The 22780-nt window shown below is 40.4% G+C and carries 21 protein-coding genes; 6 read left to right on the forward strand and 15 right to left on the reverse strand.

Features of this window, described 5'->3' with window-relative positions:
- Nucleotides 1–18: 18 nt before the first annotated feature.
- Nucleotides 19–1962 (forward strand): ABC transporter ATP-binding protein, encoded by a 1944-nt coding sequence (locus tag INQ00_RS07370; RefSeq protein WP_197546657.1) that lies wholly within the window; start codon nucleotides 19–21, stop codon nucleotides 1960–1962.
- A gap of 61 nt (nucleotides 1963–2023) precedes the next feature.
- Here the strand turns inward: INQ00_RS07370 and INQ00_RS07375 are convergent, their stop codons facing one another.
- The 14 genes from INQ00_RS07375 to INQ00_RS07440 form a co-directional block, all read right to left on the reverse strand.
- Nucleotides 2024–5197 carry a type I restriction endonuclease subunit R gene (locus tag INQ00_RS07375; protein ID WP_197546658.1) on the reverse strand — a complete coding sequence of 1058 codons (3174 nt, stop codon included), beginning with the start codon at nucleotides 5195–5197 and terminating at the stop codon, nucleotides 2024–2026.
- Between the two features lie 205 nt (nucleotides 5198–5402).
- Nucleotides 5403–5987, reverse strand: coding sequence for a HEPN domain-containing protein (locus INQ00_RS07380; protein WP_197546659.1), 585 nt, complete (start codon nucleotides 5985–5987; stop codon nucleotides 5403–5405).
- A gap of 2 nt (nucleotides 5988–5989) precedes the next feature.
- Nucleotides 5990–7351 (reverse strand): restriction endonuclease subunit S, encoded by a 1362-nt coding sequence (locus INQ00_RS07385; protein ID WP_197546660.1) that lies wholly within the window; start codon nucleotides 7349–7351, stop codon nucleotides 5990–5992.
- A complete protein-coding gene (locus tag INQ00_RS07390; RefSeq protein WP_197546661.1) occupies nucleotides 7341–9014 on the reverse strand; it encodes a class I SAM-dependent DNA methyltransferase in 1674 nt (557 codons plus the stop codon). The genes INQ00_RS07385 and INQ00_RS07390 overlap by 11 nt, the downstream gene beginning before the upstream one ends.
- 148 nt (nucleotides 9015–9162) lie before the next feature.
- Complete coding sequence (locus INQ00_RS07395) at nucleotides 9163–10536, reverse strand: sodium-dependent transporter (protein ID WP_197546662.1); 1374 nt, start codon at nucleotides 10534–10536, stop codon at nucleotides 9163–9165.
- A 26-nt stretch (nucleotides 10537–10562) separates the two neighbouring features.
- On the reverse strand, nucleotides 10563–11198 hold the full coding sequence (nth, locus tag INQ00_RS07400) for an endonuclease III (protein WP_197546663.1): 636 nt from the start codon (nucleotides 11196–11198) through the stop codon (nucleotides 10563–10565).
- Nucleotides 11195–11905 (reverse strand): electron transport complex subunit E, encoded by a 711-nt coding sequence (locus INQ00_RS07405; protein ID WP_049366549.1) that lies wholly within the window; start codon nucleotides 11903–11905, stop codon nucleotides 11195–11197. Before INQ00_RS07405 ends, nth begins: the two co-directional genes overlap by 4 nt.
- Nucleotides 11906–11915: 10 nt before the next feature.
- Nucleotides 11916–12542 (reverse strand): electron transport complex subunit RsxG, encoded by a 627-nt coding sequence (rsxG, locus tag INQ00_RS07410; protein ID WP_197546664.1) that lies wholly within the window; start codon nucleotides 12540–12542, stop codon nucleotides 11916–11918.
- Nucleotides 12542–13624, reverse strand: a complete 1083-nt coding sequence (gene rsxD / locus INQ00_RS07415) for an electron transport complex subunit RsxD (RefSeq protein ID WP_197546665.1) — start codon at nucleotides 13622–13624, stop codon at nucleotides 12542–12544. Before rsxD ends, rsxG begins: the two co-directional genes overlap by 1 nt.
- 14 nt (nucleotides 13625–13638) lie before the next feature.
- Nucleotides 13639–15969 carry an electron transport complex subunit RsxC gene (gene rsxC / locus INQ00_RS07420; protein WP_197546666.1) on the reverse strand — a complete coding sequence of 777 codons (2331 nt, stop codon included), beginning with the start codon at nucleotides 15967–15969 and terminating at the stop codon, nucleotides 13639–13641.
- Entirely contained in the window at nucleotides 15962–16555 is a 594-nt protein-coding gene (gene rsxB / locus INQ00_RS07425; RefSeq protein ID WP_165816475.1) for an electron transport complex subunit RsxB, read from the reverse strand. Before rsxB ends, rsxC begins: the two co-directional genes overlap by 8 nt.
- A gap of 70 nt (nucleotides 16556–16625) precedes the next feature.
- Nucleotides 16626–17204, reverse strand: a complete 579-nt coding sequence (gene rsxA / locus INQ00_RS07430) for an electron transport complex subunit RsxA (RefSeq protein WP_054419484.1) — start codon at nucleotides 17202–17204, stop codon at nucleotides 16626–16628.
- A 103-nt stretch (nucleotides 17205–17307) separates the two neighbouring features.
- Complete coding sequence (gene yccS, locus INQ00_RS07435) at nucleotides 17308–19461, reverse strand: YccS family putative transporter (protein WP_197546667.1); 2154 nt, start codon at nucleotides 19459–19461, stop codon at nucleotides 17308–17310.
- 94 nt (nucleotides 19462–19555) lie between these two features.
- Complete coding sequence (locus INQ00_RS07440) at nucleotides 19556–20212, reverse strand: curli polymerization inhibitor CsgI-related protein (protein ID WP_197546668.1); 657 nt, start codon at nucleotides 20210–20212, stop codon at nucleotides 19556–19558.
- Nucleotides 20213–20333: 121 nt separating this feature from the next.
- Between INQ00_RS07440 and INQ00_RS07445 the strand changes: the two genes are divergently transcribed.
- From INQ00_RS07445 to cspD, 5 genes are all read left to right on the forward strand, one after another.
- Nucleotides 20334–20603: an acylphosphatase gene (locus INQ00_RS07445; protein WP_197546669.1), complete on the forward strand. Its 270-nt coding sequence runs from the start codon at nucleotides 20334–20336 to the stop codon at nucleotides 20601–20603.
- 71 nt (nucleotides 20604–20674) lie between these two features.
- Nucleotides 20675–20995: a YqcC family protein gene (locus INQ00_RS07450; RefSeq protein WP_197546670.1), complete on the forward strand. Its 321-nt coding sequence runs from the start codon at nucleotides 20675–20677 to the stop codon at nucleotides 20993–20995.
- Nucleotides 20996–21712: a tRNA pseudouridine(65) synthase TruC gene (gene truC, locus INQ00_RS07455; protein ID WP_197546671.1), complete on the forward strand. Its 717-nt coding sequence runs from the start codon at nucleotides 20996–20998 to the stop codon at nucleotides 21710–21712.
- 12 nt (nucleotides 21713–21724) lie between these two features.
- Nucleotides 21725–21889 carry a YoaH family protein gene (locus tag INQ00_RS07460; protein WP_065244735.1) on the forward strand — a complete coding sequence of 55 codons (165 nt, stop codon included), beginning with the start codon at nucleotides 21725–21727 and terminating at the stop codon, nucleotides 21887–21889.
- 146 nt (nucleotides 21890–22035) lie between these two features.
- Nucleotides 22036–22245, forward strand: coding sequence for a cold shock domain-containing protein CspD (cspD, locus tag INQ00_RS07465; RefSeq protein ID WP_005696050.1), 210 nt, complete (start codon nucleotides 22036–22038; stop codon nucleotides 22243–22245).
- Between the two features lie 80 nt (nucleotides 22246–22325).
- Here the strand turns inward: cspD and matP are convergent, their stop codons facing one another.
- Entirely contained in the window at nucleotides 22326–22775 is a 450-nt protein-coding gene (gene matP, locus INQ00_RS07470; protein ID WP_005696051.1) for a macrodomain Ter protein MatP, read from the reverse strand.
- Nucleotides 22776–22780 lie beyond the last annotated feature (5 nt).

Below are 22780 nucleotides of genomic sequence, written 5' to 3' on the forward strand. Positions count from 1 at the left end.
AATTTATAGGACAATTTTGTGGCATTAATTAGTTTAACTAACGCTTATCTTTCTTTTAGTGATCACCCCTTACTTGATCACGCCGAATTGCATATTGAACCGAATGAGCGCGTATGTTTGGTGGGGCGTAACGGGGCAGGTAAATCGACTTTATTAAAAATTATTGCACAGCAAGTCACGATGGATGACGGTAAAGTGCAGTATGAAAAAGATTTAGTGGTTTCACGTTTAGAACAAGACCCGCCTCGCCACGCTGAAGGGAATGTATTTGATTATGTGGCGGAAGGGATTGAGCATTTAGCGGATTTGTTAAAGGAATATCACCATATTTCACAAGAGTTGACACAAAATTACAGTGAGCAAATTCTTAATCAACTGGCACAAGTGCAGGCTAAATTAGAGCATGCCAACGGTTGGCAATTTGAAAATAAAATCAATGAAGTATTGCAAAAGCTCGAGTTAGATCCAGATACCAAATTAGCGGATTTATCAGGTGGTTGGTTGCGCAAAGCCGCCCTTGCTCGTGCGTTGGTGTGTAATCCTGATGTCTTGTTATTAGATGAACCGACCAACCACTTGGATGTAGATGCAATCGAATGGTTAGAAAACTTCTTATTAGAATTTACCGGAAGTATTGTGTTTATTTCCCACGACCGTTCTTTTATCCGTAAAATGGCGACTCGTATTGTTGATTTAGATCGTGGGAAATTAGTGTCTTATCCAGGTAACTATGATTTATACCTCACCGCTAAAGAGGAAAGCTTACGTGTCGAAGCATTGCAAAATGACCTTTTTGATAAGCGTTTAGCGCAAGAAGAAGTTTGGATTCGTCAAGGGATTAAAGCTCGCCGTACGCGTAATGAAGGCCGTGTACGCGCTTTAAAAGCCATGCGTGAAGAACGTCGCCAACGTCGTGAAGTGATGGGCACCGCCAAGTTACAATTAGATAACTCAAGTCGTTCTGGCAAAATCGTGTTTGAAATGGAAGATGTGTCTTATGAGATTGAAGGCAAACAGCTGCTCAAAGATTTCAGTACGACCATTTTACGTGGCGATAAAATTGCATTGGTTGGCCCAAATGGCTGCGGAAAAACCACCTTTATTAAACTTTTATTAGGTGAAATCAAGCCAACGAGTGGTCGTATTCATTGCGGTACAAAATTAGACATTGCTTATTTTGACCAATATCGTGCTGATCTTGATCCAGAAAAAACGGTGATGGATAACGTTGCCGATGGCAAGCAGGATATTGAAGTCAATGGCATAAAACGTCATGTCTTGGGCTATTTGCAGGATTTCTTATTTCCACCCAAACGAGCTATGACACCCGTAAAAGCCCTTTCAGGTGGTGAACGTAACCGTTTGTTATTGGCTAAATTATTACTGAAACCTAATAATCTATTGATTCTCGATGAACCAACCAATGACTTGGATGTAGAAACCTTAGAATTATTGGAAGAAATCCTCACTGATTATCAAGGCACCTTATTGATTGTCAGCCATGATCGTCAGTTTATTGATAACGTCGCAACGGAGTGTTATTTCTTTGAAGGTGACGGCGTATTGAATAAATACGTAGGCGGTTTCTTTGATGCAAAAGGACAACAAGCTAATTACTTTGCCATGAAAGCAGAGCAAGAGACCCAAAAATCCAAAAAAGAAGCACCAAAAGCACAGGAAAGTGCGGTTAAAAATGACGCTGTTTCTCAAAAGCCAAAATCCGTTAAACTTTCTTACAAAGAACAACGTGAGTTAGAACAGCTACCGCAATTGTTGGAAGAATTGGAAGAGAAAATTACCGCACTTCAAGCTGAAATTGGTGATCCTCACTTTTTCCAACAAGCCCATGATGTAACAGATGCGAAGCTTAAGGAATTATCAGACACCGAAGCTGAACTTGAAACGGCTTTCCTTCGTTGGGAAGAACTTGAAGAGAAAAAAACTCAAGCTGAAGCAAAATAGAGGATAGATAAAAAAGAAACCGAGCTAAATAGCTCGGTTTTTTATTATATGAAATTAACGCCTATAGTGATTTTTCTGCGGTTAAATCTTCCGCAATTTCCTTAGCTTGCTTAATCACATAGCTTACGGCTTCTTCCTGTTTATCCGGCGGGTATTTATAACGCTGTAAAGCTCGTTTCACGAGAATACGCATTTTGGCGCGAACGCCTTCTTTATATTGCCAGTCGATGGTAACTGAGCGTCTTAAAGTATCGGTAATTTCTTTGGCAAGTTTGCTCAATACTTCATCGCCCATCAGTTCACGGGCGCTTTGGTTTTGGGCGAGGGCTTCGTAGAAGGCGAGTTCTTCTTTTTTCAGCCCCAGCTTTTCACCTAAAGCTAAGCGTTCTTGGAAGTCTTGGCTCATTTTGAAGAGCTCAACCAAAATTTCTACTACGCTCAAATTGTGATTGTGGTATTGGTTTAAGGCTTCTTTTAAACGCTGCTCAAAGTCTTTTTGCAATGTCAGATTTGCACCTGATTTGGCTTTGATTTCGCTTGCCAAATAACGCTCCACCGCGCTAATCCACAGATTCTTCGTTGGGCTGTTTTTGATGGTTTGTAAAAACTCTTCAGAAAGTAGACTAATTTGTGGCTGCGGTTTTTCCAGTAGGTCAAACAAATCAATCACGCCTTCGGAATAGACGGCTTGATTGACCAATTTTTTCAATAAAATCTGTCTTTCATTAGAACCCGTACCGTTTTGCTTACGTTTAGTGAGAATAGCGCGCACCGCATCATAAAAGGCAATTTCTTGGATGTACGGCTCAATTTCAGCCAATGCACCGCACAGCATATAGCCTTTTTTCACCAAGCCCGCCGCTTTCAAAAAGGCTTTTTTGCGTGGTTCAGTTTCTTTTTTATTAAACCAATGTTGCTCGTGCGCTTTACCATCAAACGGTAATTGATCGAGGCTTAAAATATGGTTGGCAGCAAAACGAATCGCCATCAAAAGATCATTCGGATTATCTTTTTCTAAGGCAGCCTGAACATCAAAGGTTTTCCCTTCAACCGGCGTTGCAAACAGGCTACGGACGAACTCTAAATGCTCTTTCATTTTAAAGAACACATCAATCACGTTATCAGTCAGCTTGCCTTTGCCTTGCGAATTAGTGTATTGCTGGGTCGCCTCTTTGAGTTTTTCAGCAATACCGACATAATCCACAATCAAGCCGCCATTTTCTCGGCTTTTATTGCGGAATACACGGTTTACTCGGGCGATGGCTTGCATCAGGTTATGCCCCTGCATCGGCTTGTCGATATACATCGTATTACAGCAAGGCGCATCAAAGCCTGTGAGCCACATATCGCGCACAATCACCACTTTCAGCGGATCGTTTGGGTCTTTAAAGCGGCGTTCCAGCGTTTGTTTTTCCTGCTTACTGTAAACGTGTTTCTGCATTTCCGGCGCATCGGAAGCAGAACCCGTCATCACAATTTTAATCGCCCCTTCGTTAATATTGTCCGAATGCCATTCTGGGCGCAGTTTGATGATTTCATTGTACAAATCCACGCAAATCTGACGGCTGGAAACCACCATCATCGCTTTGCTGTCCACCACTTCATTGCGTTTGGAAAAATGTTGCACAAAATCTGCGGCTAAATCAGCCAGACGGGCTTGCGAACCCAGCAATTTTTCCTGCAAACGCAGGGCAGGGGATTGCTCCTCTTCCAGCAAATCATCAATTTCTTTGAATAGCTCATCGTGTTCTTTTTCGTTTAAGCGGATTTGGCGCGCTTCATACACAATCGGCACTGTTGCGCCATCTTCCACCGCATCTTGCAAGTCATAAATCGACACATAACGCCCGAACACATCTTGCGTATCTTTATCTTCCAGGCTAATCGGCGTACCGGTAAAACCGATAAACGAAGCATTTGGCAGCGCATCGCGCAAATAGCGGGCGTAGCCTGCCTGAAATTTGCCTTCATGTAGCTTTTGCGTAAAGCCATATTGGCTGCGGTGTGCTTCATCGCTGATCACAATAATATTGCTGCGCTCATTTAAAACGGGGAAGTGGCTTTCTTTCTTATTTAGGGCGAATTTTTGAATCGTCGTAAAAAACACGCCGCCGACTTCATTTTGCGCGAGCAGTTGGCGCAGTTGATCGCGGTCTTCTACTTGTTGCGGTGTTTGTTTGATTAAATCTTTGCCTGAAGAAAAAGTTTGGAAAAGCTGACCGTCCAAATCGTTGCGGTCGGTAACCACTACGATGGTAGGATTTTTCAATTCAGGCTGCGCAAGCAGTTTGCCGGCATAAAACAACATGGAAATCGATTTACCCGAACCCTGCGTGTGCCACATCACGCCAATGCGGCGGTCGCCTTTTTCTGAAGTCGCCCAAATGGTGGAATCTACAGCTTCATTTACGCCGTAATATTGATGGTACGCCGCGATTTTTTTAATGGTTTTACCGCTGGAATCCCGCTCAAATAAGACGAAATAGCGGATATAGTCCAATAAATCCTCAGGCTGCATTAAGCCAGTGAGCAGGCTTTGCAATTCATCATCAAAATATAAGCGCGCGCTTTTGTTTTTTTCATCGACCACTTTCCACGGCGTAAAGCGTTGGAAATCTGCCGAAAGCGAGCCCAAACGTGCGGCAATGCCGTCTGAAATAATCAGGGTTTGGTTGTAAACAAACAGCTCGGCAATTTCATCCTTATAGGTTTCAAACTGATTAAACGCCTGTAACAAATCCGCTGATTCACGCAACGGATTTTTCAGCTCAAATACCACCAAGGGCAGACCATTGACAAAGCCGATAATATCAGGAATCCGCTTGCCTCCTTTACGGCTGCGGATTTCCAGCTGGTTGACGGCAACAAAGCGGTTGTTCTTCACCTGCTCAAAATCAACCAAGCGCGCCATCTCGATTTTTTGCTCGCCGTCAGCCTGATATTCCACCCGCACGCCATCACGTAACAGCTTATAAAACGCCTGATTACGCACCACCAAGTCGCCAATATCACTTTTCGTCGCCGATTTGACCACAGAATCAACCGCACTTTCAGGCAGCTGCGGGTTAAGTTTACGCACCGCCTCACGCAGTTGCTCAACAAAGACTACACCGCTCAAATCGCCACGGGCAAATTCGCCTTCATGAACAGGCAAGTCTTTACCGTAGCTATATTCCCAACCGAGGGATTGCAGACGTTGAAGGGTGAGTTGTTCGATATCGTTTTCGTTGAGCATGATGCGCTCCTTAGTGTATTGGTTTTAAATATCCCCTTTACGAAAGAGGAAAATAGTATTGGGCTTAATTTGGATTTATATATTTTTCATTGGAAAATTTTTCTGCAAATCTTACCGCTTGTAATCAACAGACCTCCCAAATAGTCCCCCTCTTTAGCAAAGAGGGGTTAGGGGAGATTTGGCAGAATTGAAATTAACCTCTATATTAATTATCCCTATTTTCTAAATAGTATTCTCTGCTTAATTTTATAATTTCTAAAGAGTCACTAGATAAATTCTTCCAAAAATCTAAGCTTCTTAATGAGTTGTATATTAGATCTAAGTGAGTGAATTCCTGATTATCATTGCTTTCAGGGTATTTTAATGATTCATACCAGTTATCTATATTGATTTGATTTGTATCTAAAAAATTTTTTATTATTGAATCTGGAACTACTGTATAACTTTCAATCTTTTTAATGAATGGAGAATCTTCATTTAGATGTTCTTTTAGTTTTTGGATTAAACTTGTAAATTTATGCGTTCTAGGTTTATATTCATTATCGCAAAATAATATAGTACCCTTGAGCATTAATTCAATTCCATGATAAAAGTTAAAAAGAATAGGTATTCCAATACTATGATCAGCCCACTTTGTTTCTTCATTATATTTATCTGGAGATATTTCTTCATCTGATGAAACTACCCATGGATTTCCAGTTACTACTAATTGTTCAGATGTAACATTTGCCATTCTTAGAAATCTTTGACCCATTGTCCAATAAGAAATTGCTCTATCTTTTGAGCACATATTTAAATATCTCCGTTCAATAATTTAGGTAATAATAAATCTCTAGCTGTTTCTAATATTTTATTCTCATCAAGATTTTCTCTGATTTTTGCATATAGAGATTCAATATATTCTGCAAAAAAAACATTAATTTCATTGTTAGCTTTTAAAAAAGGAATGCTATTCATATTTTTCTGGTTTAGCTTAAGCTGAACAGCACCTGTGATATAAGCAGATATATTTGTTTGTTGAATAAATATCATTAAGTGTTCAGTACTTATACCATTCTTTCCTTTGAGGACATGTGCATGGTTGTTTACCCAAGATTTGCCCCAAATGTATTGAGTAAATGGCGTTCCATCTTCTTTTAGAACGGAACCATCTTCGCCAACTAATAAATAAATATCATCAAAAATAGCTTCATCTACATAATCCATAACAGATGTTGCACCATAATAAGGAATATTACCTTTTCTCTTTTCTCGTTGTTGTTTAGATAAAGGGATACGTTTACTATCAAAGCATTCCGAAACATCACCAAAGCTGCAATATTTCCACCCCTTCGGCACTTCAACACCATCAACTTCCACCATCTCACACGGAAACGCTTTGGCGGTTTCGGCTAGTTCGGCGTAGCGGTCAGGCTGTGTTTGTGAAAGTGCGGTCAGCTCTTCGGCTGTTTTTCCGCTGATTGCCTGCATAGCTGCCAGTTCCGCTTGTTCAAGGCTAAGGCCGTTTGAAAGGGCTTGAACTTTGGCACGCACGGGATCGAAATCGACAAACCAGCTTTTAAACAGGGCTTGGGAGATTTGTTCCAAGGTTTGGTTGATTTGGGTGTTGAGATAGATTTTTTGATCTAATCTATTGATAATTTCTACAATTTCGTTTTGAGTATCTATATCTGGCAAAATAATGGGTAATTTTAATTGTTCTGTTATTCCGATATATGCTCTAGTTGAACCACTACCAGCCCATTGTTGTAAGATTGATTGAAAATATTGAGAATCAAAATAATATTTTAAATATAAGTTATTTAATTTTTGTTTGTCTTTAACTCGATAGTATGTAACCTGAGGAGTTAATACAAGAAAAGGATATTTATTTTCTTGAACAGTAGCAGTTCTTCCAATAGTAGCTTTATGTGAAAGTAAAATATCCCCAGCTATTGAAAAACCTTTTCGCAAAGTATTAGCTTGCTTTTCTGTAATAAATTTACAACTAGAAAAGTTAACTAGTCCATTAGATAAATCAGATGCCATAATGAATGGAATCCCATCTTCAACGTAATCTTTAGATGTAGGATGAATAGAACCATGATTCCCATCTAGAGGCTTTTCTATAATTTGAAGATCTACTAATTCTTGAACTGTATATTTAGCAGTCATACCCCAATCCTCCTAAATTCTTCTTAATCTCCGCTTCCAATTCCGCACTTTTCGCAAACTGTTCCTTCAAAAGCGCGGTCAGATTTTGCATTTTTTCTGCAAATGGTACGCCATCATCTTCTTGTTCTGCGGTGCCGACGTAGCGTCCCGGTGTGAGGACGAAGTCGTTGCCTGCAATTTCTTCTAAAGTCGCAGATTTGCAGAAAGCGGCTTGGTCTTCATAGCCGTCTGATTTTTGCCAAGCATGGAGGGTGTCGGCAATCTTGGCGATGTCGTCAGCGGTGAAATCACGCAATACGCGGTCTTTCATATAGCCGATTTGGCGGGCGTCGATAAACAATACTTCGCCTTTGCGCTTTTTGTTACGGTTTAAAAACCAAATACAGGCGGGGATTTGGGTGTTGGTGAAGAGCTGGCCGGGCAGGGCAACCATACATTCGACCAAGTCGGCATTGATGATGGCTTTGCGGATTTCGCCTTCGTTGTTGGTTTGGCTGCTCATGGAGCCGTTGGCAAGCAATAATGCCATTTTGCCGTTGGGCGAGAGGTGGTAAATCATGTGTTGCAGCCAAGCGAAGTTGGCGTTGCCTTTGGGCGGCGTGCCGTATGCCCAACGTGGATCATCGGCCAGGGATTCGCTCCACCAATCGCTGATATTGAATGGTGGGTTTGCCATAATGAAATCCATCTTTTTGTCAATGTGCTGGGGCTGGGTGAAGCTGTCGGCGTTGTGCTTGCCGAAATCGTAATCAATGCCGCGGATGGCCATGTTCATGGCGGCGAGTTTCCAGGTGGTGGGGTTGAATTCTTGCCCGTAGATGGAAACGTTGTTGATGTTGCCTTGATGGGCGGTGATAAAGCGTTCGGTTTGCACGAAAAAGCCGCCGCTGCCCATGGCCGGGTCATACACGCGGCCGGAGTATGGCTCGAGCATTTCGACAATCAGGGAAACGATGGATTTCGGCGTGAAATATTGGCCGCCGCGTTTGCCTTCTGCTTGGGCAAATCTGCCGAGGAAGTATTCGTAAACGTGGCCGAGAATGTCTTTTGCGCCTAAATGCACGGGCTCGCCGTTGTAAGTCGGACGGGTAAAGTTGGTATCGGAGAAGAGGATAATCAGCCCGCGCAGGGTATCTTCGTTTACGGCATAGCCGCTGATGCGTTGGAGGACGCCTTTGAGTTTTTCGTTGTCTTTTTCAATGGCATCGAAGGCATCGTCAATCAGTTTGGCTACGCCGGAAAATTTCCCTCCCCAAGGCAGCTCTGCGCCGATGTTTAAGATAGAAACGGCTTTAATCTCGTCCCAACGGGCTTGCTGCGGCACCCAAAACACATTGTCGGCGGTGTAGTAGTCGCGGTTTTCCAGTTCGGCAGCTAAGGCTTCTTGATATTCTTCGTCCGTATCGTAGAAAGTGCGGTCAAGATAGAGTGGATTTTCGGGGTCGCTAAGCTCCGCCTGAATTTTTTCTTGCTGATGGGTGAAGCTGTCGGAGATGTATTTAAGGAAAATTAAGCCGAGTACGATGTGTTTGTAATTGGCGGCATCAAGCTGCTGGCGCAGTTTATCGGCAGATGACCAAAGTTTTTCGTCTAGGTCGTTTAGGAAGGCTTGTTGTAAAGCAGGGTTATCAAGCGCATTTTTAGTGGTTTCTTGCTGTTGCATAAAATGGTTCCTAGTAAAATTTTTGAATAAATTTTTTCTATTCTATAGAGAATTTTTATTGTTTACAAACAATTGTTTAGCGGGGCGATGTTCTGATTTTTGCGTATAAAAAAAGCAGCGCTTGCGCACTGCTTTTCGGACTGTTTTGTTAGATTAAATTACTGATAAAAATCACCAAAATAATCACAGGAACCACAAATTTCACATAGTTAAACCAAATTGTGGTGAAAAGTGAATTTGGCGTTGGTGATAGCTCTTTTTTCGCATCATCTTTTAGCACGAAACCAACGAAAATGGCACAACCAAGTGCGGTCAGCATGAATAGGATATTGCCGCTGACGAAATCGAAGGCATCGAAAATGCTTTTACCGAAAATGGTGACATCTTTCCAAAGGTTATCACCTAGAATAGATGGCACGTTACCTAATAAGAAAATCCCCATTAAGGTAACAAAAATCGCTTTACCACGGCGCATTCTGAGTTTTTCTTGTAATGCGGTGATGATGACTTCGTAAATCGTGATTGATGTGGTTAATGCCGCAATAAGCAATAAACCGAAGAACACGATAGCAAAGAATTTACCCGCCCATAAATGTGAGAATACAATTGGTAAACTTTGGAAAACCAAGGTTGGCCCGGCGTTAGGTTCAATGCCGAATGTGAATAATGATGGGAAGATCATAAAACCACATAACACGGCGATAATGGTGTTAGTAAACCCCGTAATAACGGCTGTGTGAATAAGGTTTTCTTCTTTATTTAAATAGCTTGAGAGAGTAATTAATACACCGAAACCAAGGCTTAATGCGAAGAACACTTGCCCTAATACGAAGATGAATAATTTAGGGGTGATTTTACTGAAATCAGGTTTTAAGTAGAAAGTCACGCCTTCCATTGCACCAGGTAAGGTGAGGTTACGAATCACCATACCAATTAGGAAGATAAAGAGTAATGGCATTAAGTATTTAACGGAACGTTCAATCCCACCAATGATACCTTTCGCTAAAATAATGTAATTCACCGCCACGAACAGGAAGGTGTAAAGCATGATTTCCCATGGGCTGTTGCTGATGTGTAAATCGTAGAAATCTTTGGCCACTTCTTTTGTAATTGGGGCACTGATATCAAGGGTGTTATTAATTAGGCTGATGATATAAGACATGACCCAACCACCTAACACCATATAATAGGCCATGATACCAAATGCACCGAGAAGACCCATATAACCGATAATTTTCCAATATTTGGAGATGTTTTTACCTTTATCTTGGATTTTATCGCCAAAGGCATCAATGGAATTCACACGCAAACGGCGACCGATGACGTTTTCCACTAAAATCATCGGGATACCAATCACAATCATCGCAATACAAAAGAGAAGTACGTAGGCACCACCGCCATTTTCACCCACTAAATAAGGAAAGCGCCATGTTGCCCCAAAGCCAACTGTCGCACCCGCAACGGTGAGCACATAAGTTAGTCGGCTAGACCACGTTTGGCGAGATTGATTGTTTGTAGTCATAATATATTCCGTTTGCTTTTATTCGTTTAATAATCTGTTTTTTCTTTGTATTCACAGAGATCTTCAATTAAGCAAGATCCGCAGCGAGGTTTGCGGGCAACACATGTATAACGCCCGTGCAAAATAAGCCAGTGATGTACATCGACTTTAAATTCTTTAGGCACAACTTTGAGCAGTTTTTCTTCTACTTTTACCACATCTTTACCAGGGGCAAAATTCGTGCGGTTGCATACGCGAAAAATATGCGTATCCACTGCAATAGTCGGGTGGCCGAAAGCAGTATTTAATACCACATTCGCTGTTTTTCTGCCGACACCCGCAAGGGCTTCTAAGGCTTCACGGCTTTCAGGTACTTCACCGTTGTGTTTTTCAACTAAATCACGGCAGGTTTTAATGATATTTTCTGCTTTGCTGTTATAAAGACCAATGGTTTTAATGTATTCTTTTAAACCCTCTAAGCCAAGATCTAAAATGGCTTGTGGTGTATTCGCCACAGGGAATAATTTTGCCGTCGCTTTATTGACACCTTTATCGGTAGCTTGGGCCGATAAGATCACGGCGATGAGTAATTCGAAAGGCGAATTATACTCTAATTCCGTGGTGGGATGCGGGTTTTGCTCCCGAAGTCGAGTGAGAATTTCAATTCGTTTAGCTTGGTTCATTTTTTCATATCAATTCGGTTTTTAATCGCCAATAGGATGCCTAATCCAATAAATGCACCTGGCGGAAGAATAAAGAGTAAAAAGCTGCTATCCGTTTGGTAAATATGTAATGTAAGGAATTTCGCACCTTGGCCAAATAAGTTTTCAATGCCCTCAAAAAGGGTACCTTGACCTAAGATTTCACGTAACGCACCTAATACGGTGATACTTAATGCCATGCCTAATCCCATTGAAAAACCATCCCAGGCAGCATGTGCAACGCTATTTTTAGAGGCAAAGGCTTCTGCACGACCAATCACAATACAATTGGTCACGATTAAAGGAATAAAAATCCCGAGTGCTTGATAGAGTGTATAGGTGTAAGCATTCATCAATAATTGCACCACGGTTACAGTGGTCGCAATAATCATCACATAAATTGGAATGCGAATATCATGAGGAATTTGCTTACGAAAGAGCGAAACAACTGTATTGGTGCAAGTTAAAACCAACATAGTCGCAAGCCCTAAACCTAAGGCATTTGTTGCAGTACTCGAAACAGCTAAGAGCGGACAAAGCCCCAATAATTGCACGAGGGTTGAGTTGTTTTTCCATACGCCCTGAATAAAGATTTCTTTCCAAACAGAAGGCGTTTGCGTTATTTCTTCTGAATTTTCAACCGCACTTTGCTCATCAAGTGCGGTCGTTTTTTCGGTTAAATCAGTCATAATAAATATCCTATTGCGCGTATTTTTTTGCCATCTCGTTGAGTAATGCTTCATTTTCAAGCATCACGAGAGCAGAGCGTTTTACTTGATTCACAATCGCGCGTGGCGTAATGGTTGCGCCAGAAAATTGATCAAATTTACCGCCATCTTTTTTGACCGCCCAATCTTTTAGGCTTTCCGGTACGATAACTTGGTTCGTAAAACTCAAAATCCAGTCAGAAATGCGAAGTTCGATTTTATCGCCCAATCCTGGGGTTTCATGATGTTCGATGACACGCACACCTAAAACTTCACCTTTTGGTGTCATCCCCACTAATAAACGGATATTCCCTGAATAACCATCTGGCGCAGTGGTTTCATAAGCATAGGCTGTTGGCACATGATCTTTGATCGCAAAATAGACTTTTTGAATACCTTTGAGTTTATCTTGATCAGGCGTCTCCACACTTTCAAGCAAGCTATTATTAAAGTAATTTTGAGGGATTACTTGGAGCAATAAGGCTTTTTGGTGTTCAGCCATGGCTTCATCAATTTTATCTTTTGTTAGCATATAAATGCCCGCAGAAACTGCTGTACAAAGCAATGCGATGAAACCTAATAAAAGACCAAAACGGGAGGTGACTTTAAAAATACCCATTATTTACTCCCTTTTGCAAAGTGTCCCGCTACACGAGGGCGGGTATAGTGATCGATAAGTGGTACACCAATATTACTTAACAAAATCGCAAATGCCACGCCGTCAGGGTAGTTTCCAAAGTAACGAATGAGGTAAACCAATAATCCGACCAAAGTACCAAATACAAGCTTACCACGAGGTGTAATTGAAGCTGTGACAGGGTCAGTCGCAATAAAGAACGCGCCAAACATCATGGCACCGCTAAAGAGCTGGCTAATCATACTTAAATGATGATGACCTGACATCGCAGTGATTGTTGCTAAGGTCACAAAGGTCACGAGCATTGAAGCGGGAATTTGCCAGTGAATTTTTTTCTTTAAGATTAATACAATCCCACCAAGCATAAAGGCAAGATTAACTTGCCACCAACCTTCAGCAAAGTCAGTTCCGTTTTGTAATAAAATTGGTAATTTTACAAAATCATGGAATACGCTTTCATCGCCCTGATGCAAGTTATAAAAGATTTTAGCACTGTCTAATGGCGTCGCTTGTGTAATTCCATCAATGGAATGGACAAGTTGGCTTAAGCTAAAACCGTCAGTGGTTAAGCCTGTGAAAATTAAAGAAAGAGAATCCGCAAATGTTGGGGGTTCATTCAATAATGAAATCGGTGGCATCCAACTTGTCATTTGTAGTGGGAAAGAAATCAATAGCACCACATAACCCACCATTGCCGGATTAAATGGGTTTTGTCCCAAGCCACCGTAAACGTGTTTGCCTAGAATAACAGCGGAAAGCGTACCAATTAAAATCACCCAATAAGGTGCATAAGGCGGAATCGCCATCGCTAAAATTAAGGCAGTAAGCACCACACTAAAATCTGAAATATAGACCAGGTTTGGCTTATTGCGCAATTTGGTCACAATAAACTCAAGCACTAATGCGAAAGAAATAGCCAAAGCGGATTGCACCAAAACACCCATTCCAAAATAATAAATCTGCGTGAGCAGAGCAGGCAGCATGGCTGCAATCACCCATAACATAATACGGGCGGTTAATTTGCCTGAATGGGTATGAGGCGAACTCTCCATTTTCTTAAACATAATCTTTTCCTGCGTTATTCTGTTTCTTTGGCCGCTTCAGCAGCCGCTTTTTTTGCTTTAGCTCTTGCTATGGCTGCTGCGATAGCGGCTTTTTTCGGATCAAGTGCGGTTGGGTTTTCATCCGTTTTTTCGACCGCACTTTCAGTTTCATTTGTTGTAACTGCTTCACTTTGAGCGGCAGCTTTCTTGGCTTTAGCTCTCGCAATGGCTGCAGCTACCGCGGCTTTTTTCGGGTCAAGTGCAGTTGGATTTTCATCTGTTTTTTCTACCGTGCTTTCAGTTTCATTTGTTGTAACTGCTTCACTTTGAGCGGCAGCTTTCTTAGCTTTAGCTCTCGCAATGGCTGCTGCGATAGCGGCTTTTTTCGGATCAAGTGCAGTTGGATTTTCATCTGTTTTTTCTACCGTGCTTTCAGTTTCATTTGTTGTAACTGCTTCACTTTGAGCGGCAGCTTTCTTAGCTTTGGCTCTCGCAATGGCTGCTGCGATAGCGGCTTTTTTCGGATCAAGTACGGTTGGATTTTCATCTGTTTTTTCGACCACGCTTTCAGTTGCATTTATCGCAACTGTTTCACCTTGAGCGGCAGCTTTCTTGGCTTTCGCTCTTGCTAGAGCTGCAGCAACAGCTGCTTTCTTCGCCTCTTTTTCGTCAGTTTGTGACGTTGTTGCATCTGTCACAGTGCCTGTATCTGCTTGCGCTTGTTGTTTAGCAAGACGGCGAGCTTTACGTTGCTCCATAAGCTCATGGTTATCCGGTAAGATTTCACCTTTCTCAGATACAATAGTTTTTGTTTCTTTATTTGCTGCTGAACCCGCTTGTTTTATTTTCAAGCGTTCTAATGCTGCTTTAACAGGGTCTTCACCTTTTTGTTTTGCAAGTTCTTCACGGCGAGCTTCTGCAGCACGTTGTGAACGAGCTTTACGCTCTTGTTCTTCACGCTCCATACGAGCTTGTTTTGCTTCAAAACGGATTTTGGCTTCTTCAGCTTTTTTCGCTTTTTCTTTAATTTCCCAAATTTTAGCTTTTTCTTGTCGGAAATATTGAATAAGCGGAATATGGCTTGGGCAAACATAAGCACACACGCCACATTCAATACAATCTTTTAAGCTGTATTCTTCAGATTTTTGGTGATCTTCACTGCGAGCATACCAATAAAGTTGCTGTGGCATTAAATTAACAGGGCAGGCATCGGAACAAGCAGAGCAGCGGATACAAGATTGCTCCGGTTCGGGTTCACCATATTCAAAATGATCTGGCGCCAACAAGCAGTTAATCAATTTTGTGACAGGCGCATTGAGATCTGAAAGTTGCAATCCCATCATCGGTCCACCTGCGAAAACAGGAAAACGTTCGTCATATTGATAGCCAACTTGCGCTAATAAGTGGTCAACTGGTGTACCTAAGCGAACCCAGTAGTTGCCTTTCTCGGAAATTTTATCACCCGTAAGCGTAACAACACGCTCAATTAAGGGTTCGTCATTAATGACCGCTCTTTTGATCGCAAAAGCTGTGCCGACATTATGCATTAATACGCCAATATCGTAAGAACGTCCGCCACTTGGTACTTCCATGCCGGTAAGCAAATAAATCAGCTGTTTGGCTGCACCGGATGGATATTTAGTCGGAATAACGCGCAATTCAATGTCATTTGCACCATGTAGTGATTGTTGAATAGCCTGAATCGCCTCAGGTTTATTGTCTTCAACTGCAATCACCACTTTTTCAGGGCGTAGGATATAACGTAAGATACGAATCCCTTCGATCATTTCATCCGTGTAATCGCGCATTAAGCGGTCATCACAGGTAATATAGGGTTCACATTCTGCGCCGTTAATAATTAAGAGTTTAACTTTCTTTTCAGCCGATTGGATTTTGGCGGCAGTCGGGAATACTGCACCACCTAAACCAGCAACCCCCGCTTGGTAAATACGATCAATAAGTTGTTCGACAGGTTGTGTGAAAAATTCTTCAAGTGGAAATTGCTCACGCCATTTATCCAAACCATCCGCTTGAATATGAATCATGTCCTCGGTTAAACCAGAAGGATGCGGTGCGACGTGTTCTCCGATAAATTTTACCGTACCAGAAGTAGGAGCATGAACAGGCAAGGTTCTTAAGCCATCACCTTGTGTTAGAGGTTGGCCTTTAAGGACATAATCACCTTCTTTAACTAATACATTACCCGCAGAACCAGCATGCTGTTTAATGGGGACATAAAAGTCATGAGCAAGTTCTGATTGCTGAATTGGGGACTGGTTTGATTGAGATTTCATTTCAGGTGGATGAATACCGCCTTTAAAATCCCAAATCTTGCCGGATTTAAATCTCGTTAATACATCAGCCATGTGATTCCGACTCCCCAACCACTAATTTTTTCTCGATTTCTGTGGTATTTACAACCGGAATGACTAATTTAGGATCAAACTTCCAGTCCCAATTATCAATATCTTTTTTCACTTTAATCATGGAAATACAATCTGTCGGACAAGGTGCCACACAAAGTTCACATCCAGTACAGAGATCAGGAATAATAGTATGCATGGCTTTGTTTGTACCGATAATGGCATCAACAGGGCAGGCTTGAATACATTTAGTACAGCCAATACACATATTTTCATTAATAAAGGCAACCATTTCTTCTGGTTCAGCGACATCATCCATTGCAGGTACATCAACACCCATGATTTCGGCAATTTTTACTACCGTAGGACGACCGCCAGGCACACATTTTGTGATAACGTCACCATTGGCAATCGCTTCGGCATAAGGCTTGCAACCAGGATAGCCGCATTGCCCACATTGGCTTTGCGGTAAGATGGCATCAATTTTTTCGACGATAGGATCAGCTTTGACTTTTAATTTAATCGAAGCAACACCTAAAATCGCACCAAAAATTAAAGCGAGAACGGTTACTGAAATTAAGATAAACATTATTTTTTAGTGTTATTCCAAAATAAGCCGAGAAAAATCACTGTCACAGTAATAAACATTAAGAGATAAATCATTTTACTAACCCGGCGAAGCCCATAAAGGCAAGAGACATCAAACCGGCCGTAATTAACGCAATAGACGAGCCACGAAACGTAATGGGTACATCTGCAGCAACTAAACGTTCACGTAAGGCCGCAAATAAAACTAAAACTAACCCGAAACCTAAAGACGCACCAAAACCATAAATAACAGATTCTGTTAAATTGTGTGCCAAATTCACGTTTAATAATGCCACACCAAGTACTGCACAGTTTGTGGTAATCAGCGGTAAGAAAATCCCTAATAAGCGATAAAGAGATGGGCTTGTTTTATTGATCACCATTTCGGTAAATTGAACCACAACGGCAATCACTAAAATGAAGACTAACGTGCGCAAGAATGTGGCGTTTAGCGGCATTAAAATATAATTATCGATTAAATAAGAACACAGTGATGCTACAGTTAATACAAATGTCGTAGCAAGCCCCATACCAATCGCCGTTTCAATCTTTTTGGACACGCCCATAAATGGACAAAGTCCTAAGAATTTGACCAAAACAAAGTTATTGATTAATGCGGTGCTGATAATGAGTAGAATGTAATGTGTCATTGCGTCTAAATTTATTTTACATAAGTGGCGTATTATCTCTATTTATCGCACTGAGAACAATAAAAAATTTGGGTTAGTGCGGTCAGTTTTTCCTTTGTTTTTTTTATTTGCTAGTTGGTTCTTTCTGGCTATGTTGGAAATAGCGATACAGCTGCGGCAGCAATTGAGAAATCAGGTTAAGCTGCTGATATGGTAACGCAAAAGCCATATCTGCTTTAGTTTGATTGTCATCCAACTGAATTTCTTTTAGGCTTTGCTCAATATTACCTTGTAATTTGGCAAAGATTTCAGGACGAAGCTTTTCAATATTTTCCAGCGTATATAAAACCTTTTTCGCGACAGGATAAAAGTCTGCTAAAAATTCTGTAGTTTGCTGTAACTGCGTCATTTTATAGCGATATGCCCCTAAAGCAGAAATATAACTCAACAGAGAATAATTCATTTTTAGCAGGTCAAAACCTTCCTGCAAATAGGCTTGATATTTCTTCGGCTCATTATTCATATTGGAAAGCGTTGTACTCAATGCTGCCGCATATTGATGAGCATTACGGCGTGCAATACGGTATTTCAAATCATCGCTTTTACCAAATTGTAGTTGGCTGATGATGTGCAATAAATATTGTGCATCACTTTGAATCGCTTGGCGACTCACTTTATCGAGTTGCAGATATTTCCAATCCGGCCATAAATAAGAAACCGCAAACCATGCAATGACTGAACCTAATACGGTATCAATGAGACGAGGGAAGAGCGCCGCCTGAGTATCAAATCCCATCACATCAAAGCTGATCAACACTTGCAGCGTAATAAAGAACGTGGAGAAACTGTAATTATTACTTCGGAAGAAGAAAAAGAGCGTACTGGTCACTACCATTAAGCCAAGTTTCATCTCTAATGTAGGATTGAGGTAAGGCAATAAGGAGCCAATAATTACCCCTAAAATTGTGCCTACAATACGCTGACGTAATCGCACTTTCGTCGCCGAATAGTTTGGTTGACACACAAATACGGCTGTAAGTAAAATCCAGTACCCCAAATTAAATTGGAAAAATTCAACAATGGAGCAACATAAAAACACCACGATAGACAAACGTATAGCATGACGGAAAAGTGGTGATTCAAAGGTAAAATTACTTCCGATAACAGACAGAATATTTTTTAATCCTGTGATTTGCTCTGTATGGATTTGTGCCGTTTGATCATTTTCACTGGTTTCTTGTTCAAGCTGACGCAATTGCCAGTTAATACTTTTCAGGTTATCAATCAGTGTTTGAAGGGCGAGCAAAACATTGTTTTGTTCAGCGTGTTCTTTGCTATAAAGCTCAAAAGATTGAATTGTGCCCATTAATGCTTTTTCTACGCGAATATTATAGTGATAAGGCGTATTTTGACGCAGACAAACCGTAATATCATGACAAGCTTGCGCTTGTAATTCGAGCAAGCGCTGAATGCGGAAAATTAAATCTGTGTTTTTGAGTTGCTCTGCAATTTGTCGATAATCAAAATGTGTAGAATTTGCACGCTCATGAATGTCTTGCGCCGCAAAATAATAGCGAATCATACGTTGTGTACGAGCATGACGATGTTGTCCACGAATACGATAGAAAAGTGCTGTTCTGGCTTGGTTAAAGGCATCCACCACATTGGTGTTTTTCATCGCAAAATTGAGGTGTTTTTTCTCGATTTCATCAATTTCATCAGGATCAAAAAACTCTGATTTGGCATCTAGATAATTGCCTAAAGCACAAAAAGCTTTCGCGACACTCTCTTGCACAGGGCGGTTTGGGAAAAAGAGGTAAACGATGATGGTCACAATGCTATAGAGCAAGGTGCCTAATAAAATCATTACAGGATTAATAAACCAACTTGCAGAATTATCCGGTGCATAAGTGAGGGTAGTATAAATGGCTACCACCAGTGTACCAAAAGCAATAGTGCGATAACGTTCACCTACAGCGCCAACCATCGTAAATAAAAAAGTGATGATGGTCATCAACAATACATATTGGATGGGTTGACCAATATTAAGCTGAACGATGAAGGTTGAAATAGAAAAGGCAATTAATGTGTAAAAGATATTTTTTAATCGTCCAGTGAGGCGATTATCTAAATCCACTAAACCGCCTGCAATAATCCCTAAAATTAAGGGCATAGATTGCGTAGAAATATCAAAAAACCAGACGCCGAACGCTGCAATATTCACTGCAATAAAAATAGGTATTGAAGCGATTATTTTTGCATTAAGCCATTGGTTCATGTTGATATCCTTGCTTATTGTGTGACTAAAAATTGGATGATAAAAAAGTGAGCGGGAAGGCTCACTTCTTTATCAAAGTGCGGTTAAAAAACGATTATTTTTGTTTTTTCGCCCAGTTTAAGAAACGAGTTTGGGTTTCTTTATCGGCTTGTTGGAACCAGTATTGTAACTGTTGTTCAGCAACGTTTTCACCTTGTACAACAACTTTGCCTTTCGCAGCTTTTCCTGACGCTGCAGGCATCATTCCAACTGCAGGAGCAGCTAAAGCAGAAACTGCTGCTGGCGCATTTGATGCATTATATTCAGCTAAATCGTTAACAATATTAGCCGCTGGGAATAAACCTTCTTGTTTTAAAGTATCGATTTTAGCATCAATCAAATTACCTGATTTCGTTTTAACAGTAATTTGTGGTTGAGCATTGAATTTCTCACCATCTTCTTTGGAGCGAATTTTTTCTGCAGATACCACAACATCATCAGCAGGACTTTGGAAAGTCACAATAATTGGGTTAGATTCAAAAAGCGCTTGGCTAGAGCCAGAGCCTACGATTTCGCCTAAACGAACAACAACTTGTTGGGTTTGGTTTGCTTCAGCGTTGAATGATTTTTTTTCTTTTAGAATGGATTTGCTAGCTTTTTGGCCGTTGATAGCAAGAAATTCAAGGTTTGATGAAGTGGTTACCATGCCAGCTAAGCTACTCGTACTGACAGCAAGCGCGACAACACCTAAAGCAAACTTACATAATTTCATAATTACTCCTTTTATTTTTTGAATGAAATTAGATGGTTGTAATGCTATGCTAAATTTTAAAAAATGGGAATAGGAAAGTGCGGTTAATTTTTAAAAAGTTTTTGTAATAAAGGAGCAAATCATGGCAAAACGATTTGTCGTATATGGTCGAGTACAAGGGGTAGGATTTCGTTATTTTACTTGGAAAGAAGCAGAGAGAATTGGTATTAAAGGCACCGTAAGAAATTGTGTTGATGGAAGCGTGGAAATCGTAGCCGAAGGTAATGACGATCAACTACAGGATTTTTATAATTGGTTAAAAGTCGGCCCAAGAACCGCAAGTGTTGAACGAGTTTTAGAGGATAATATTGAAAATAAACGCTATCCTGACTTTTCTATTATTCACCGTTAAAACTGGACCGCACTTTACAGCGTTAATTGATGCTCGTAGAATACGCCGCTTATTTATAAATAGGAAAAATTATGCGTAATCAAACAAAACTTCATCTTCAACAATTACAGCTTGCTATGCAAAAGCTTGATTTATGGCAAGTCACGCCTCCTGCACAAGACGCTTTTTTAAGCCAGGAGCCTTTTGCGATTGATACCATGTCGCCAGAAGAGTGGTTGCAATGGATTTTTATCCCAAGAATGTTCGCATTACTTGAAAGCGGGGCTGATTTGCCTTCACAAATTGCGGTATCCCCTTATTTAGAGGAAGCATTTAAAGAAGCAGAAGAAGATTTTTTAGTGGAATTATTAACACCATTACGTGAATTAGAAGCCTTATTACAAAATCAATAAATGTTAGAAATTTTATATCAAGATGAATATCTTGTCGCCGTCAATAAACCAGCAGGCATGTTGGTGCATCGTAGTTGGCTTGATACTCATGAAACGCAATTTGTGATGCAAACCTTGCGAGATCAAATCGGGCAGCATGTTTTTCCTATTCATCGATTAGATCGCCCAACATCAGGTGTATTGCTATTTGCCTTAAATAGTGAAATAGCAAATTTAATGTGTCAGCAATTTGAACAGAAAACGGTGCAAAAATCTTATTTAGCGATTGTGCGAGGTTATTTGCAAGGCGAAGGACGGATTGATTACCCCCTTAAAATCCAATTAGATAAGATCGCCGATAAATTTGCGCAAGAAGATAAAGCGCCTCAAGAGGCGGTGACGGATTATGAAGGCTTAAAAATTGTGGAAATGCCTTATGCGGTTGGGCGTTATCAAACCACGAGATATTCATTAGTGAAGCTAATTCCCCAAACGGGCAGAAAACATCAGTTACGACGTCACATGAAGCATATCTTTCATCCTATTTTAGGTGATACACAATATGGTGATTTACATCAAAATCGTGCTTTAACTGAATATTCTGGCTGTCAGCGTTTATTTTTACACGCAGATACACTTATTTTTGAGCATCCTATTCATTTTACCAAAATAGAAATTAAGGCTGGTTTAGATGAACAATGGAGGCACGTGATGGAATTATTTAATTGGTCAATTTAACGAGAAGAAATAATGTTAGATATTAATTTAACCCATGAACAACAACAAAAAGCAGTAGAACAAATTCAGGAATTAATGGCACAAGGAATTAGTAGCGGTGAAGCAATTCAAATTGTGGCAAAAGCATTACGTGAAATTCATCAAAAAGATGAGAAAGAGACTTCTGATAATAAATAAGTAAAAATTTTGTGATCAATGTATCATTTTTAAAGTTTCGTTGTTGCATAAAAAAATAAAATGTTTGAATATATTTCCAATTGAGGTGATAAGGCATGAGTCTTATTGTTTTTAAGTATTAAGGGCGAAGCCTATAGAGGTCTACTATGGAAATTGGTGTAGTAAAATGGTTTAACAACGCAAAAGGATTTGGGTTTATTTCTGCAGAAGGCGTGGATACAGACATTTTTGCACATTATTCAGCGATTGAAATGGATGGTTACCGTTCATTAAAAGCAGGTCAACGTGTGCAATTTGAAGTGATTCACGGCGACAAAGGATCTCACGCCACAAAAATTATTCCGATTGCGGAATAGGCGAAACGCTAAAACGTTTCAAAATCTTCTCTATTTAGCATAATCAAAAGCCAAGGTTTCGACCTTGGCTTTTTTTCATCTTATTTATTCAGCAAATTTTTCAAACCGGCTTTCATTGCTGTCATTTGGCTTTCATATAATGCTTTGCTTTCACGTTCATCAATCATATAAGTGATGGTTTCAGAAAGTGTCATTTTCATTTTTCGTGAATATTTAGATAAACGAAGCCAAACACCATATTCTAAATCAATAGATTTTTTCTTCGTTGATTGTTTTTCAGCATTAAAAAAGCGTTTACGTCTTGCACGAATAGCCTGGTCAAGTTTAATAGGTAAATCAAGAGAAAGGTGATTTTTAATCCATTCCTCTATTTTTTCAGGATAATTCTGACATTCTATTAATTCTTGAACTTTGCTTTCTTCTAAGCTTTTTTCTTCATAACGGGTAATTTTTTCCCCTTCGCGATGTTTGCGAATGAGATAAATCCATTTCCAGTTTGCTTCTTGGTTTTCTAATTTTTGATATTTCATCGTTT

Source organism: Haemophilus parainfluenzae (genome assembly GCF_014931275.1).
GTDB lineage: Bacteria > Pseudomonadota > Gammaproteobacteria > Enterobacterales > Pasteurellaceae > Haemophilus_D.